Genomic DNA, 15,164 nt, shown 5'->3' on the forward strand with positions numbered 1-15,164 from the left:
GGGCGGCGCAAAGCACCAAGCCTGAACTACGAAAATGTACGAACCCTCATCTTTTGCTGGGCAAAGCATCCATATGCATGGACTTCGACGCCCCACACGCTGATCGAGTAGGCCGCCTGCGGCCGTATCGAGATCCCGGCGGCCTCGATCTCGATACGCTCGTTCCTCGCTACTCGATCAGCGGCGTGTGCGCGATGTCGACAAGCTCAACCGGCGGGGCTCAGCCGCGCTTGAGCCCGGGGAAGTCCTCTTCGCGCCACTCCCCCGGCGAGCGCACGCCGGCGTCCGCGGCATCCACCTCGCGCTGGCGCAACTCGACCCGGCGGATCTTGCCCGAAGCCGTCTTGGGCAGCTCGAAGAATTCGATGCGACGCACCCGCATGTACGGCGGCAGCGACGCACGGGCGTGTGCGAGCACCGCGAGGGCTGTCGCCTCATCGGGCGAGACTCCGGCGGCGAGCGCGATGTAGGCCTTCGTGATGTTGAGCCGTGTGGCATCCGGGGCCCCGACGACCGCGGCCTCGGCAACGGCCGGGTGCTCGATCAGGATGCTCTCGACCTCGAAGGGGGAGACCTTGTAGTCGCTGGACTTGAAGATATCGTCGGTGCGGCCGATGAAGGTCAGCGTGCCGTCGTCGGCCCGGCTGGCGACGTCACCGGTGTGGAAGTAGCCGCCGCGCATCGACTCGCGGGTGCGGGCGTCATCGCCGAGGTAGCCCGTCATGAGGTTCAACGGCCGGGTGCCGAGGTCGAGGCAGATCTCCCCCTCCCCGTTCGTCGACGGTGCGCCGGTGATCGGGTCGACGATGGCGACGCTCACGCCGGGCAGCGGGAGACCCATCGCACCGGGAACCAGCTGCGCTCCTGGGGTGTTGCCGATGAGTGCAGTGGTCTCGGTCTGGCCGTAGCCGTCGCGGATGTCGAGCCCCCACCACTCGCGGATGCGGGCGATGACCTCGGGGTTCAGCGGTTCGCCGGCCGAGAGCAGCTCGCGCAGCCCGCGCGGCTTCTCGCGCACCTCACTCTGGATCAGCATGCGCCAGACGGTCGGCGGCGCGCAGAAGGTGGCGACGCCCGCCCGGTCGAGCTGGGCGACGAGGGCAGTGGCATCGAAGCGCGAGTAGTTGTAGACGAACACCGTCGCGCCGGCGATCCACGGCGCGAAGAAGCTGCTCCAGGCGTGCTTGCCCCAGCCGGCCGAGCTGATCGCCATGTGCACGTCACCCGGTTGCACGCCGATCCAGTACATCGTGCTGAGGTGGCCGACCGGGTACGAGAGGTGGCTGTGCACGACCATCTTGGGCAGGCTCGTCGTTCCCGAGGTGAAGTAGATCAGCGCCGGGTCCCGGCTGCCGACGGTGTTCTCGATCGCGGATGCCGGCGCCGCCGCCGCGTCGGCCATGTCGAGCCAGCCGGCGGGCGCGGCCGCGCCGGCCTCTCCCGCACCGACGCAGATGCCGCGGTACTCGCCGGGCACGCCGCTGAACTTGGCGGCATCCGTCGGGTCGGCGATGATGAAGCGCACCGCGGCGCGCTCCACCCGGTCGGCCAACTCGGCCGGGCCGAGCACAACCGAGCTCGGCAGAATGACGGCGCCGAGCTTCAGCACAGCGAGCATCGAGTCCCACAGCTCGACCCGGTTGCCGAGCATGAGCATGACGGCGTCGCCCGGGCGCACCCCCTCGGCTCGCAGCCAGTTGGCGAGTCGGTTGGAGCGATCGCGCATCTCGGCGAAGCTGTAGCTGGCCTCGCTGCCGTCTTCCTCGACGATCCAGAGCGCGGCCTCGTCGTTGCCCTCGGCCAGCACATCGAACCAGTGCTGCGCCCAGTTGAAGTGCTCGCCGACCTCCGGCCAACTGAATTCGGCGCGGGCCCGCTCGCCGTCGCTGCGGAGAGCAAGGAGGTGGTCGCGGGCTGCCCGCAGAGCGGTCGTTCCGGCGTGTTCGCGGGTGCTGTCGTTGGCGGCCATTGTTCTATCTTGCCGTCGATTCGGCCGGCCAGGCGCTACGGTCGAGGCATGCCCGTCATCGCAGCGGTCGCGGCGACCGTCATCCTCGGCGTCCTCGCCGTCTTCCAGGGCGCACTCGCGGCCGGAGCGCCGTTGGGTCGATTCGCATGGGGCGGGGCGCACACGCGGCTCCCTACCGCGCTGCGCATCGGCAGCGCGGTGTCGATCGTGCTCTACGCGCTCTTCGCCGTGGTGCTGCTCGACCGCGCCTCGGTCATCTCGGTTCTGCCTGATGCCGTGAGCGTGGTGGGGACGTGGGTGCTCTTCGGCTACTTCGTGGTCGGCACTGTCATGAATGGGATCTCGCGCAGCCGCTCGGAACGGCTGACGATGACGCCGTGCTGCCTGGTGTTGGCCGTGTTGACGCTCATCGTCGCGCTCTCCTGACCACAGTCACCGCGCGACAGACTCATCGCCGGTCGACCGGGGCAGACAGCAGTCCGGGGCCTGGCATGCGCCAGACCCCGGACTGTGTGCAATCGTGCTCAGGCTATGGCGTCAGCGTGACCGTGGACGTCACCTCCACAACCGTGCCGCCCTCGCGGTAGACGACGTACGCGTACAGTTCCTGGCCGGCCTTCAACCCTGACAGGCGGGCGCCCTTCGAGTTGTACTTCGCGTCGTACTCGGTGAAGCTTCCCGGCGCCCCCGATTCCGAGACGTAGACCGTGTAGCCCTTGCCATTGGCGCTACGGATCGCGAAGTCGATCGCGCTCAGCTTGTTCTGCTGCCTCGCGGTCGCGGCAAGCACGGGGACCGTGCTCGCGAACGTCGCCTCGAGCGCCACGTCCTGGTCGGGCATCGTGAAGGTGGTCTCGGCCTCCTCCGCATCGGCGAAGGTCACGCCGCCGCCGGTCCAGCCCGCGAACTCGTGGAAGTCGGCCGCGGCATTCGCCGTCAGAGTCACCGTGTCGCCGGCGCGAGCCGTCTCGGGTGTGGAGGCGCCATTCCTCACGCTGATCGCGTGCGGCTCGCCCTGCTGGCGCACCGTGTAGCTCTCTCCGGCAACCGTGTTGAACGTAGCCGTGATCTCGCTCGACCAGTTCGGCGCGGTGCCGAGCGTGGTCGCGATCGTCGCCCCGGAGGAGTCGACGACGTGCACGCCTTCGCCCCACGGAACCGCGAGCGTGAGCGGCTTGCCCGCCTCGCTGGTGACCGAGATCTCGCTGACCGTGTTGCTCGCTCCATCGTAAGACGCCGAGAGCACGAAGGCGCCCTCCGCACGGAGCTTGCTGAATGAGGCGTTCTCGCCGGCGACCCAGTTCGGGAACACCTTCGTGACGCCCTGGTCGGTCATCAGCAGCATGTTGTTGACCGCCGCGGTGGCACCGATCTTCTCGACACCGTGGTTGCCGTCGCTGATGCGCAGGTTCGGCTGGATCTGGCTCTTGATGGTGTTCGTCAGGTTGGCGAGCACGCCGTCCGCCGGATATCGCGACTGCACGGCATCGTTGAAGATGCGCGGGAAGTTGTTGATCTGACGCCAGGCGTTGTTGCCGAACACATCAATCGTGTTGCGGGCCGTCTGCTGCTCGTCCGCGGTTGAGTAGTAACCGAGCTGGCCGCCCGGCACGACGATGTCGAGCGGGATGATGTTGCCGTCACCGGGGACCGGGTTCGCGAGCGGCACCCACTGGCCGTTCTTCCACTCCTTCTCGGCAAGGGAGTAGACCTTCTTGCCCGCCCACTCACTGGTCGGCTGCGGCGCCAGCTTGTCGAGGATGCCCTGCCAGTGCTCGCGCTTGTCGGCATCCTTGTCGAGCACGACACTCGCGTCGATGAGCTCGGTGAGCACGCTCTTCAGCGCGGCCAGCTCGACCGCCGGGTTGGTCGCCCAGGAGCCCTCGTTGTAGCCGGCGAACAGGGTGTACGTGTCGCCGGACTTGTCGAGCCAGGCGTCGTAGAAGTTGACGGCCTTCTTCAGGTAGTCGTAGATGTGCTCTTCCAGATACTCCGTGTCCTGGGTGTAGTGGTAGTACTGAATGAGCGGGTACGCGCTGTATGCGGCGTTGAGCGCCTCGGACAGGTAGTTGTCATCGGTGACCGTTCCCCACGGTCCGATGCCGACCGGGTAGAGCAGGGCATCGGCGATGCCGTTCTGCAGATCGGGTCGGCCGTCGACGAAGCCCTTGTTGATCCGGCGCAGCTGAGCCGGATCGGCCGCACGCTGCACGCCCTTCGGCACGAAGCTCAGCATCGCATCGACGGCGGGCAGCGAGAGCTCGGGGCGGTTGCTCGAGTTCGTTCCGTAGAACGTCGCGATGAAGTTGTAGTTCAGGTGGTAGTCACCCGACCAGCTGGGGTTGTCGGTGGTGTGCCAGATCCCGAAGAGGCCGGGGGCGAGTTCACCCTCCCTCGACGTGCTGCCCAGCATGTACTGAGCGCCGTAGTAGTACCGCATCACCTCCGGCCGGTTGGGGAGGTCGATGTACGAGGCCGACCAGAAGTCCTTCCACCAATCGGCGTGCTCGCCCTCGAGCGCTGCGAGGCGATCAGCGGATGCCGCATCGGCGACCATCGCGACGGCTTCAGCCACCGGGTCATCCGTGAGAAGCGTGCCGTCGGGGCCGAAGTTCTTGCCTCCGCCACCGACAGCGGTCACGAGCTGCACGGTTTCGCCAGCGGGCAGCGTGAACGTCGTGAGCCCCATGCCCTTCGCGCTGTCGGCGGACACCGTGGTCTCCGCACCGACGACCTCTGTCGCAAGCGCGGCCTGCGAGCGCCACGAATCCGGGTTGGCCGGTGCGTTGTTGAAGGTGGAGCGGTTCGCGGTTGCGACGCCGTCCTCGACGCTGCTTGCAACGGGGTAGCTGCCGTTTCCCGGCTTGCCCCACGTCTGGACCTCGAGCTCCACGGCTCGGTCGCCCTTGGACACGAGCTCGGTGACCATCACGTTGCCCGACGGAGCCAACCAGGTGTCCATCTCGACGGGTACGCCGCCGAGCGCCATCGAGGTCTCGATCGTGGCGTTCAGGATGTCCTGCTTCTCGTGCGTCTCGACCGTTGCCTCCGGCGCGGTCGGGGCCTTGGTCTCGGCGTAGAGCTCAAACTGACCGATGCGCGCCCGCGGGTTGGCATCGGTGTTGCTCTGCTGCAGCGGGTTCGTCACGTAGAGCCGGAAGTGCTTGCTCGAGACAGCCTGTTCGAGGTTCTGGTCGAAGACGTCAGCCGTGTTGTTGTCGACCACCGAGACGTCGGTCCAGGTGGCGCCCGGCCCACCCGTCTCACTCACCTGCAGCCGGAACGCACTCGTGTTGTTCGCGCTGTAGCCGCTGCGCACGGCGCCGTCGTTCTTCACCACCCAGCGCTGCACCGAGATCGCCTCGGGGAACGACACCTCGAGCCAGTGCGTCCTGCCGACGCCGGTCACCCAGCCGTAGCCGTTCGCGTCGTTCTGCATGGCGCCGTTGACGGCGAGCGCCGGAGCGAATGCGTCGTGCTGGCCGCTGGCGGACACCGCCGACCGCGTCGGAGCGAGATTGGGCTCGGACGCCGCGTCATCGGGCTTGCCCTGGATCGTAATGCCCCCGACCGGGAGTGGCTTGGTCAGGTTGTTGCCGCTGTTGAACACACCCTTCAGGTCACCAGCCGAGTAGAAATCGGACTTCGAGATGAGGAACGACTTCTGCCCCTTGGCGCCGTACGAGGTGACACCGACGTCGCCGTTCCCGAGCAGCGCGGTGTTGGGCACGCTGTTCGAGATCGCCCCGCCATAGGCGTCTCCGCGCCATTCCCCGTAGATGCCGCCGACGATCGCGCTGACCTTCTCCCAGTCAGCGGCGGATGCCGCAGCGCCGGCATCCGCTTGCGCCGTCACCGTGCGGACGCCGGCCTGCGCCGCCCCCACTGGCACGACGCCGATACAAACCGTTGCGGCGAGTGCCACGGCACCCGCGCGCAGAAATAGACGTGTTCTTTCCATATCAAACCTCTTCGTTTGTGATGCATGAACGCGCGATTGACCGCGCCTTCCACCGCCCGGGGTACCGACTCGAGACGCTCGATATCGACCCCGCGGTGGAATCAGCATGAGCGTATCGAGGCAAACATCCGATGTCAACGACCCCCGTATGCGGGTGTCGGGGAGGCCGTCATGGACGGCCGTGCTCGTATCAGCTCCCCGTGTCCGCCTTTATGAGGACACAGGAGCCGTATCGCGCAACCGCGACGGCATCGTCGCAGCGGGCGCGGATTTCCCGGAAGATCCGATGTTTAAGCGTCGGTGACCTCGTCGCGAGTCCACCTGTAGCGTTCAGAGATCACGCGCGAGCCGAGGCCTCGTCTCCAGTAGCCGCAATAGGACGGCATGCGCGATGCGCGGCAGCAAGGGGCGTCGTCAAGCCACGCTCTGAGGGGCGACGATCACGAACGCTCGCGCCATGGCAGCGGAGGAAACAGAAAAGGCCCCATCCGAAGATGAGGCCTTGTACTCTGTGCGCCCGAAGGGATTCGAACCCCTAACCTTCTGGTCTGTAGTTTGCGTCGAGGATCTGCTGGTTCTCTGGGCGGCCTCCGACGTGCTCGCCGAGGCCCTGGCATGAGCGTTGATCTGACCGCCCCTGTCGATCGCTTCGAGGTCGGCCAGCGGGTGCGCTGGGATTACGGTGACCGACCGGCCTACGGGGCGATCGAGTGGATGCTGCCCGAGGACTCGATCTATGTCGGCAGCGGCGATCTCGTCACGCCCTGGGGGACCTACCTCGGCCGACTGTGCTTTGTGCGCTGCGACAACTCGTCGTGCTGGTGTGCCCGTGGCGACGCTGCTACAGGGCACTACTGCAACGAGTGCCAGCTGACGCTCGACGATCGCGAGAGCGCAGCCGTGTCACTGTTCGACCTCGAACCGAGTGATTCAGGCCAAGCGCATGAGAGTCAGCTAGTGCGCACTTTGCCGTAGGCATCCACCGTGATCACGAGTGTGTTCTTCTTCCGGTTCACAACTCGAACGATCACCACGATCAGCCACAGTCCTCCCGTGAGGATCGTGAGGATCGTGTTCCAAAACCAGCCGATGCGCTTGTTCCTGGAGAGCACGGCCTGACCCGCTGCGACGGTCTGAACGTTCCAGCCGCGTGAAGCTTGCTTAGCAACTTCCGCGTTCAGGATCTGGGAACGGGCGTCCTCGCTCAGCGTTTCACGAGTTGATGAGGGGATCGAATCAGACATGAGCAGAACACTACCGAAAGCGGGTGCTGAATGAGTGGCACCAAGAAGGGGGCCGAGTCACGCAACAACACGGTTGGATCACCGGCATACGTTCGGCGGATGAACACAATCCCGCCCGAGTGGGCAACAGCTATCACCAACTACATCGACGCGCAGACCGCCGCTGGATCACCCCGCACGACTCTCCGTACACGACGCGAGCACCTACAGCACCTAGCCCGCCGCATCGGCTCTGGCCCCTGGCACATGACTGGCGCAGAGCTAGTCGGCTACCTTGCACAACAGAACTGGGAACGCGAGACACGACGCGGCCGACGCGGCACACTCGCATCCTTCTACGGCTGGGCGATCCGCGCCGGGTGGACAACAGATGATCCCCTCGAACAAGTAGACCGCGTAAAGGCAGCCGACCCCAACCCCCGCCCCGTCCCCGATCGCGTCTACCTCGAAGCGCTCGTGCGGGCCGACGCTGACGAAGCAATCTGGATAGACCTGGCCGCCGAGCACGGGCTACGCCGTGCAGAGATCTCGGTGATTCACTCCAGCGACATCCAGGAAACGCTTCTCGGCTTCGACCTGCTCGTGCACGGCAAGGGCAGCAAGCTCCGCACCGTTCCACTCACCCGAGTCATGGCCCGGTCGCTCCTCGCTCGACCGGCCGGCTACTTGTTCCCCGGCGACGACGAGGGGCACATTTCGCCGCGCTGGCTCGGCAAGCGAGTGAACAACTTGCTCGAAGGCGACTGGACGATTCACAAGCTGCGCCACCGCGCGGCAACTCGGTTCTGGGTCATGGCCGAGGGCGACCCCTACGCGGTAGCCGAGCTGATGGGCTGGGCGAGCCTAAACATGGTGCGCGTCTACGTCAAGATGCCCACCGACCGACTGCGCCGCATAGTCGAAGGCGCTAGCCGCGTCGGCGCACCGCTGGCGAGTGTCAACTCCACGTTGACACCAGAATCACGACAAGGAAGGGCAGCAATATGAGTGTCGAAACGTCTGAATACCTGTCGATGCTGCGCCGGATGATCCGGGCCGGAGGTCGGCGCGTGGCCGAAGCTGACGAGCCCGAACTACGTGAGTTGCTGGCGCTTCGGGATGATCTCGACCGAGCAATAGCCGATGCCGTGGACGGGCAGCACGAGGGTGGACGCTCGTGGCAAGCGATCGCGGATGCCGCCGGCACGACCCGCCAGGCGGCGCACAAACGCTGGGGGCAGCGCGTCGCCTAGCTAGATGCGAAGAGACCGGGTTGCACGGTGGCAACCCGGTCTCTTCTTGCGCCTGGCGCTACTCGGATGCGTGCGCGCCCGACTTGCGTCCGCTCGGATTGGCCAGGGCCGTCCCGACCGCAGCCGCTGCGAGGATGCTGGAGGCCGTCACGACCGGTGGTGCATACTCGGGGGCTGCGATCGCCACGAATGGCGCAGCAACCGCCGCTGCGAGGGCGACCAGGTAAAGGCCGCGCCGGACGGACAGCGGCAGGAACTGGGTATCCATGATTTCTCCTTAGGGGTTGCCGAACAGCCCTTCCGGCGGTTCGGGTGGTGGTGGCGGGTAGCCCCGATAGATGTGATCGACGAGTTGGCGGTTCCAGAGGTAGAGCAGGTGGTTCTGCTGACGGTTCTTCGCCAGCGACAGCACGAGGGTGATGCCGCCGGCGACGAACGCGGAGCCGAGCACGCCGATCATGGCGAGCAGGGCAATCAGCACGGCGTCGGCCATGGGCGGGCGCTACCGGGGCAGCGGGAGCGCGGGCTGGCCGATCATGGCGCGGCGGCGGTTGACGCCGGCCAGGGCGGCGTGAAACTCCGTGCTGGTCACAGTGTCGTACTGGCCGGACTTGCCGTTCCAGATCCGGCCCCATTCGTTGGCGCGGGCCTCGTCGGACGGGTTCAGCTCAAAGGTGAGTTCCCCGATGAGCGCCCATCCGTTGTAGTAGGTCTGGCCAGGTGTTCCCTGCCGGATTGGTCGTGCCATGGTGTCTCTCCTTGCTGTGGTGGTGATGGGTGTGCCGGCGCCCCCGACCGGGGTGTTCGTGAGGTACTTCTCGGGGTCGAGCTGCGTGCCGGCGAGGCGCAGCTCCTGGTGGAGGTGGACGGGCCAGTCGCCACCGGTGTCGCCCATGACGGCGACCGCCTGCCCCTGGGCGACCTCGGAGCCTGGGTGGACGGTGACTTCGGAGAGGTGCGCCAGTAGGGACTCCCAGCCGTCGCCGTGGTCGAAGATCATGCACAGCCCGTAGGTGCCGCGCTCGCCCGCGAAGACGACCCGGCCGGCTGCGGGCGCGACGACGAGGAGGTCGGCGGCGGTCTTGGTTCCGTGGCCGATGTCCATGCCGCCGTGGCGCTTGACGTTGGCACCCGGAACGTCGGTGTCGCCGAAGTGCCCAGTGATGCCGCCGCGTGCTGCCTTGATGATCTGCAGGGTGTGCCTTCCGGTTCGTTCTGTCTGGCCGCTCACTGTTGCTCCAGGGCCGGGTTCGGTGCCGGCGTCGGCGTCGGGATGACGGCCGCCTGGACTGCCGCGACGAGGGCGAGGTATGCCGGCAGGGATTCGACGGGCACAACCTGGGTGGTGCCGCTGACGGTGAACGTGGCTACACCGTTCTCCACTTCGGCGACCATCTGCGAGGTGTCGGCGGCCGGCGCGGTGTAGCGGATGGTGGTGTGGGTTGTGGTGTTCTCGGTTTGCTGGATCAATGCGGTTCGCTTTCTACTAGGTGCGGATGATGAAGTTTTCGGTGACGTAGGGCTGGAGGTTGTTGTGGGCAGCACCGCCGCCCGCGTCGCCGGTTTTGGTGACGTTGGAGCCGGTGCCGGTGCTGGACAGGTACGCGTTGCCCGTGCCTGAGGCTGATCCCGCGCCCCATTTGAGGATCGTGGCATCGACAATTGCGGCGGGGCTGTGGCTGTGAACCGGGCCTTCAGCGGGGGTGAGCGCGTGCGACTTCGAGCCGCCGGTCTTGCCGAGGGTGTTGAACTCGGTTTGGGCTGTGTCGAGGCCGACGCCGACACGGCCGCGACGGTCGGGCACGTTGAACGTGGACGAACCGTTCCCGGCACCGTGCGCGGTTCCGATCGCAGCGAACAGGGCCGCATAGGTTGTGCGTGAAACGGCTTGCCCCTGGCAGAGCAGCCAGCCGGCCGGCGCGGCGGTGCCGGCGAACTCTTGCACCACGCCGGTGGGGACGCCCCGGGCCGTCGCGGCGCTGAGCGCACCCTGGAGGGCGATCAGGTCGAGGGCTTGGGCGGAGTTCTTAGACTCCAGGATGCGGAGCCGGTCTTCGATGTCGCGAAATGCCATAGCGAGTGTCCTAGAGCGGTTGGAGGTCGATGGTGACGAGCCAGCGGGTGGGTTGGATGTCGTGGGTGATGGCGATGATCTGGGAGTCCTGCTGTACGCCGTTGAAGTGCACGATGATGCGCTGACCGACGTCGAGGGTGTTGGCCATGGCGAGGTCTTGCTGGGCGTTCATTCGAAGCTGGGAGACGAGCAGCTCCGGCTGGTCGCGTGCATCGAGGATCGCGGCCAGGCGGTCGGTGAGGGCCGCCCCGTAGGGCACTTCGCTGTAAAGGTTGGTTCGGAGGGTCTGGGAGCGGGTGCCGTACGCGGTGATGGATGCCGGGGTTGTGACGACCAGCTCATCGTTCTTCTCGTTGGCTCTGGTCTCATCGACGCCGTAGTTGGTGACGACGAGACGGTTGGTCATCGCGCGAGTGTCGTAGCCGGCCGAGATGTCGATATAGCTCTGCGCGTTGTCGTCCACCTGATCGGAGAACACAGCCGTGACTGGCAGGGCTGTGCCGGGGAGGAGGAAGCGTGTTGTGCCGTCTTTGCCAACGCCCCATGACGCTCCGACCGAGTTACATGCGAGGTCAAAGTGGGTAGCAAGGTCGGACTCGAGCACGGTCTCCCGGAGGCGCTGCGGGTAGTCGGTGTTCAGCTCCAGCAGCTTGATGCCGGTGAAGGCCGCGCGCTCGATCACGTTCTCTGCGCCGGCCACGGTGACCGTCTCGGCCAGGAGGATTTGCACCGTGACCGAGGTGGCGTCGGCGACGAACTCCACGAAGCCGAGCGGGGTGGCCACGGTGCCGAGGGTGACCGGGGCGGCGCTGGCCTCGCTCACCACGCGCAGGCGGTAAGCGTCGCCGCGCGGGCTGTCGGAGCGAGTGCCGGTTGCTTCGAAACGGTAGGCCTTGCCGACGACAAGGCCGGTGATGACCTTCTGGATGCCGAATGTGTCGGCGGCGAGCGTCACGGCGGCGGTGGAGAGGCTTTCCAGCCAGAGGGCCTGTTTGCTGTTGGCGATGCCACGGCGGAGGCCGGAGGCGGTGAAGTATGAGATCTGTGCGGGCTTGGCGCCCACGCGCGTCCAGCCATCCAGATCTCCGGAGTCCAACACGAGCAGGTAGCTGAGCGTGTTGGAGAAGGTGTTACTTCCGCCTGCCGTGCGGGCGGCGACCCGGGCGTAATAGGTGCGGCCGCCGGCAAGGCCTGGGTGTGCGTAGCTCAGCACATTGCCGATGTCGGCGGTGACCAGATCGGCTGTGAACGCCGGGTTCGTGGCGATCTGCACCCGGTAGCCCACAAGGCCCGTTGTGACACTCGGAGCTGACCACGAAGCGATGAGGGCGGCGGCAGCGTTCTGAGTGAGACCCGTGAGGTTGGGAGCGGGCAACGCCGGTGTCTTCGACACGGCACTGGAGTAGCCGCTGTAGCCCTGGCTGTTGCGTGCACGCACCCGGAACCAGTACGTCGGGCCGGCGGCGAGGCCCGTCACGGTCTTCTCCGCGGTACCAGTGCCGGCAAACGTCTGGGTGCCGACGCTGGTGGTGAAGCCGGCGTCGGTCGCGTACTGAACCTGATACTCGGTGATTGCCGCGCCCATGTTGTCCGGGGCAGTCCAGCCGAGCGTCACAGAGCTCGGCGTCGTGTTGCCTGCGGCCAGTCCAGTGGGGACTGCCGGCGCTTTCGGGATGCGGATGAACGAGACGTTGCCGCCGGTGGAGCCGTCACCCAGCTCGCCCCAGCTGTTGTTGTCGTCGTAGCTGGCGCTAAATGACGCGGTGAGGTACCCGGCGGCGTTGTGCGCGAGGTTGACGGAGCTATCGGCCAGGTACAGCTCGCCGTAGTTGCGGAAGTCATAGGCGGGGATCGAGCCGCCAACCGGGATGCCACCGAGGTTCGCAGACCAGTAGTGCGGGCCTTCCGCGCGGCGGCCCTCGCCGGCGCCCTTGATGATGCGGAGCGACCAGAAGACAGTGGAGCTGTTGCCGGTCTGTGGCCCCTGAGCGACCTCCAGGCGGAGAACGTAGCCGGCGGCGAGACCTGCGTCGAATGTGGCCATTAGAAGCTGTACACCTCCCGGGGTGCTCCGACGGTCGGCACCTGGACCGGAGCCTGAGCGGACCCGGCCAGACGGTTGATGCGCGACTCAAACGTTTCGAAGCCGGCGGCGATGGTGACCCCATAGCGCGGCGTGCTGGCGTGGACTCGCACCGCGTCGGCCACGGTCACGGTGACCATTGCCCGGCTCTGACCGTTCTGCTTGTCGAGCGGGTACGCGGACGCGATGTCTACCAGACGCCCGGTAAAGAGCGGGCCGAGCAGTCCGACGACCCGCACCGCTTGGCCGGGCACGAATGTGCCGCCGGCGAGCGGGTCTTGCGTGTTCTTGAGAGTGAACGAGCACAGACCGACGTCGGTCTTCACGCCGAGGCCGTCTCGGCTACCGCCGCGTCGGATGGAGACGCCGGTCGCGTTGGCGATGTAGGTGACCCACAGGCCGCCCTCGAACGCCTGCACGTCAACTTTCCCGCGGAGGGGCCGCTCGATGATCACAGCCGGCCTCCTGCGGTCTCGTAGTCGCGTATGGACTGGACGATGATTCGGCCGGTCTCGGCGGTCGGGTTGAGTGTGTTGACGTACACCTGGTAGGTCGGGGCCGGGGCGGTGCCGCCGGCCGATGCTGTGAAGCTGAGGTCGGGGGTGGCAAGGGTGGGGCCGAAGTCGGAGACGCGGCCGGCGAGCCCGTCCAGGCTCTTGTCCACCAGGCGTGCGTTGCCGTCGAGGCCTTTGACGAGGCCCTGGATCACGTTCTTGCCGTAGCCGGCGAACAGGCGAGACGGCGAGTGGATGCCGAGCAATCCGAGGAATCCGTCGATAGCGCTGCCGGCGATGTCGAGCAGTGCGGAGCCGACTGCGCCGCCGGCGTTCCAGAGGCCTTGGACGAGGCCGCCGATCAGATCGACACCGGCGCGGATGAGCTGGGGCACGAGGCCGATGAGGGTGGAGATCATCGTGGGTGCCAGGTCAATGAGCGCTCGGATGAGCTGGGGCAGCACCTTGGGGATGGCCTCCACGATGCCGGTGAAGAGTTTCACGGCCGCATCGATCAGTTTGGGGATCATCCCGATGACGGTGGTGATGATCTTGGGCAGCAGCTCAAGGATCGCTACGACGAGCAGCGGCAGGATGATCGGCAGCGACTCCACGAGCGATGTGAAGAGTTGGACGGCCGCATCCAGGATCGCGGGGATGAGGTTCAGCAGCGTCTCGATCAGCTTGGGCAGCAGCGCCACGATGGCGGTGATGAGTAGCGGCAGGATGACCGGCAATGCTTCGACCAGAGAGGTGAAGACTTGGACGGCGGCCGTTAGCAGCACGGGGATCATCGCGATGAGGGTTTCCAGGATCGGGGGCAGCAGGGCGATGATGCCGGCAAGCAGCACCGGCAGCACCTCGATGAGCGCGTTGAGGAGCCCCTGGAACAACTGGATCGCGCCGGCGAGGATGAGCGGGGCCTGGGCGACAAGCATCTGGGCGAGTTGGGTGACGAGCACGACGAGGCCGGTGACGATCGCGGGGATGGCCGCGACCAGTGCTTGCAGGATCGCGGGGAAGACTTGGAGTGCGGCGTCGAACACGGCGCTTCGGCCGGCGACGATGCTGTTGACGATGGTGGCCGCGCCGCCGGCTGCGAGCCAGTTGGCCGCCGACTGGATGCCGCTCACGGCGGCGTCGAGGAGGCCCTGAAACATGCCGCTGAAGTCGAGGGTGGCGGTGCCGTTGAGGAGGCCGAACACGAAGTCGGCGAAGCTGTTGGAGGCGTCGGTGAGGTAGCCGGTGAACGCCTCGAACGCGGCCGACTCCTGCACCCGGTTCACGAGAGTTCCGAGGGCGGCGCTCACGGCGGTCACTGCCGGCAGAAGCGAGAAACCGAGGGTGGCAAACAGGTTTTCGCTGCCGGCGGCGAGGCGCTGCTGCGCACCGGCGAGGGTGGTGCTCTCGCGGGAGAATGCGCCCTGGGCGTCGGCGGTCTGCTGGTAGAGCAGTGCGAGGGTGGCCTGGAGCTTGGCGTTCTTCTCGGCCTCGCCGGTCAGGCCGGACAGCCCCATCTCCGCCATCTTCGCTTTCAGCGCGGCCTCGTTCATCGAGACGCCGTAGCGCTCGATCGGGTCACGCTCGCCGCGCAGCAGCGAGGAGAGGGCAGACACGGCATCCGAGGTCGAGCCGCCGAACTGGGCGGCGAGGTCAGCGCCGAGGCCGACGAGCTTGTCAGTCTGGCCGGCGAGCTGGTCTTGGGCGACGCCCATGTTCTTGAGCTGGGCGCCGAGCACGGTGGAGAGTGAGGCGTACTCGCTCTTGGCCAGGCCGACCGAGTTGGCGGCCTTGGTCGCCCACGCTTCCATCTGAGTGCCACTCTGGCCAAACACGGCATACATACCGCCCATGGCCTGCTCCAGGTCGGAGGCGCTGCGGACGGCCTTGGTGCCGATCGCGGCGACGGCGACGCCGGCAGCGACGCCGATGGCGGCGGCGACCTTGCCGAACTTCGAGAGGCCGGTCTCACTGTCACCGAGCGCGCGCTGGAGGCTCTTGGCGTTTCCGGTGATGCTGACGACGACGGTGTTACCGGCCATCTCGGGCGTCCTTCCTGGGTGGGGCTGTTAGCGGGGTCGCCGGTTACGCCGGCTGGCTTCCTGGG

The 15,164-nt window shown here is 66.7% G+C and carries 15 protein-coding genes; 4 read left to right on the top strand and 11 right to left on the bottom strand.

From position 1 onward, the window contains the following. Nucleotides 1–220: 220 nt before the first annotated feature. Entirely contained in the window at nt 221–1,969 is a 1,749-nt protein-coding gene (locus EV379_RS15260) for an AMP-binding protein (protein WP_130506885.1), read from the bottom strand. A gap of 48 nt (nt 1,970–2,017) precedes the next feature. Here EV379_RS15260 and EV379_RS15265 point away from each other — a divergent pair, with 48 nt between their 5' ends. Further along, entirely contained in the window at nt 2,018–2,395 is a 378-nt protein-coding gene (locus EV379_RS15265) for a hypothetical protein (RefSeq protein WP_130506886.1), read from the top strand. 103 nt (nt 2,396–2,498) lie between these two features. Here EV379_RS15265 and EV379_RS15270 read toward each other — a convergent pair whose 3' ends face one another. After that, the gene (locus EV379_RS15270) at nt 2,499–5,930 is read right to left on the bottom strand and encodes a glycosyl hydrolase family 95 catalytic domain-containing protein (protein WP_165397387.1); all 3,432 of its coding nucleotides are present in this window, start codon (nt 5,928–5,930) and stop codon (nt 2,499–2,501) included. A gap of 615 nt (nt 5,931–6,545) precedes the next feature. Between EV379_RS15270 and EV379_RS15280 the strand changes: the two genes are divergently transcribed. Continuing rightward, nucleotides 6,546–6,905, top strand: coding sequence for a hypothetical protein (locus EV379_RS15280; RefSeq protein WP_130506889.1), 360 nt, complete (start codon nt 6,546–6,548; stop codon nt 6,903–6,905). On the opposite strand, the gene EV379_RS15285 is transcribed toward EV379_RS15280, so the two are convergent. Beyond that, a complete protein-coding gene (locus EV379_RS15285; RefSeq protein WP_130506890.1) occupies nt 6,881–7,174 on the bottom strand; it encodes a hypothetical protein in 294 nt (97 codons plus the stop codon). The genes EV379_RS15280 and EV379_RS15285 overlap by 25 nt on opposite strands. A 30-nt stretch (nt 7,175–7,204) precedes the next feature. Between EV379_RS15285 and EV379_RS15290 the strand changes: the two genes are divergently transcribed. Continuing rightward, nucleotides 7,205–8,161, top strand: a complete 957-nt coding sequence (locus EV379_RS15290; RefSeq protein WP_130506891.1) for a tyrosine-type recombinase/integrase — start codon at nt 7,205–7,207, stop codon at nt 8,159–8,161. After that, nucleotides 8,158–8,406, top strand: coding sequence for a hypothetical protein (locus EV379_RS15295; protein WP_130506892.1), 249 nt, complete (start codon nt 8,158–8,160; stop codon nt 8,404–8,406). The genes EV379_RS15290 and EV379_RS15295 overlap by 4 nt, the downstream gene beginning before the upstream one ends. A gap of 58 nt (nt 8,407–8,464) precedes the next feature. Here the strand turns inward: EV379_RS15295 and EV379_RS15300 are convergent, their stop codons facing one another. From EV379_RS15300 to EV379_RS15335, 8 genes are read right to left on the bottom strand one after another with little or no spacing between them, the layout of a single operon-like run. Then, the gene (locus EV379_RS15300) at nt 8,465–8,674 is read right to left on the bottom strand and encodes a hypothetical protein (RefSeq protein ID WP_130506893.1); all 210 of its coding nucleotides are present in this window, start codon (nt 8,672–8,674) and stop codon (nt 8,465–8,467) included. A gap of 9 nt (nt 8,675–8,683) precedes the next feature. Then, complete coding sequence (locus tag EV379_RS15305; protein WP_130506894.1) at nt 8,684–8,899, bottom strand: hypothetical protein; 216 nt, start codon at nt 8,897–8,899, stop codon at nt 8,684–8,686. A gap of 9 nt (nt 8,900–8,908) precedes the next feature. Further along, on the bottom strand, nt 8,909–9,637 hold the full coding sequence (locus EV379_RS15310) for a murein hydrolase activator EnvC family protein (protein WP_130506895.1): 729 nt from the start codon (nt 9,635–9,637) through the stop codon (nt 8,909–8,911). After that, the gene (locus EV379_RS15315; protein WP_130506896.1) at nt 9,634–9,876 is read right to left on the bottom strand and encodes a hypothetical protein; all 243 of its coding nucleotides are present in this window, start codon (nt 9,874–9,876) and stop codon (nt 9,634–9,636) included. The genes EV379_RS15310 and EV379_RS15315 overlap by 4 nt, the downstream gene beginning before the upstream one ends. Before the next feature lie 16 nt (nt 9,877–9,892). Beyond that, the gene (locus tag EV379_RS15320) at nt 9,893–10,480 is read right to left on the bottom strand and encodes a phage tail protein (RefSeq protein WP_130506897.1); all 588 of its coding nucleotides are present in this window, start codon (nt 10,478–10,480) and stop codon (nt 9,893–9,895) included. A 10-nt stretch (nt 10,481–10,490) separates the two neighbouring features. Next, on the bottom strand, nt 10,491–12,524 hold the full coding sequence (locus EV379_RS15325) for a fibronectin type III domain-containing protein (protein WP_130506898.1): 2,034 nt from the start codon (nt 12,522–12,524) through the stop codon (nt 10,491–10,493). Next, entirely contained in the window at nt 12,524–13,018 is a 495-nt protein-coding gene (locus EV379_RS15330; RefSeq protein WP_130506899.1) for a hypothetical protein, read from the bottom strand. The genes EV379_RS15325 and EV379_RS15330 overlap by 1 nt, the downstream gene beginning before the upstream one ends. Then, nucleotides 13,015–15,099 carry a phage tail protein gene (locus EV379_RS15335; protein ID WP_130506900.1) on the bottom strand — a complete coding sequence of 695 codons (2,085 nt, stop codon included), beginning with the start codon at nt 15,097–15,099 and terminating at the stop codon, nt 13,015–13,017. The genes EV379_RS15330 and EV379_RS15335 overlap by 4 nt, the downstream gene beginning before the upstream one ends. Between the last annotated feature and the right edge of the window lie 65 nt (nt 15,100–15,164).

Source organism: Microterricola gilva (assembly GCF_004217495.1).
GTDB lineage: Bacteria > Actinomycetota > Actinomycetes > Actinomycetales > Microbacteriaceae > Microterricola > Microterricola gilva.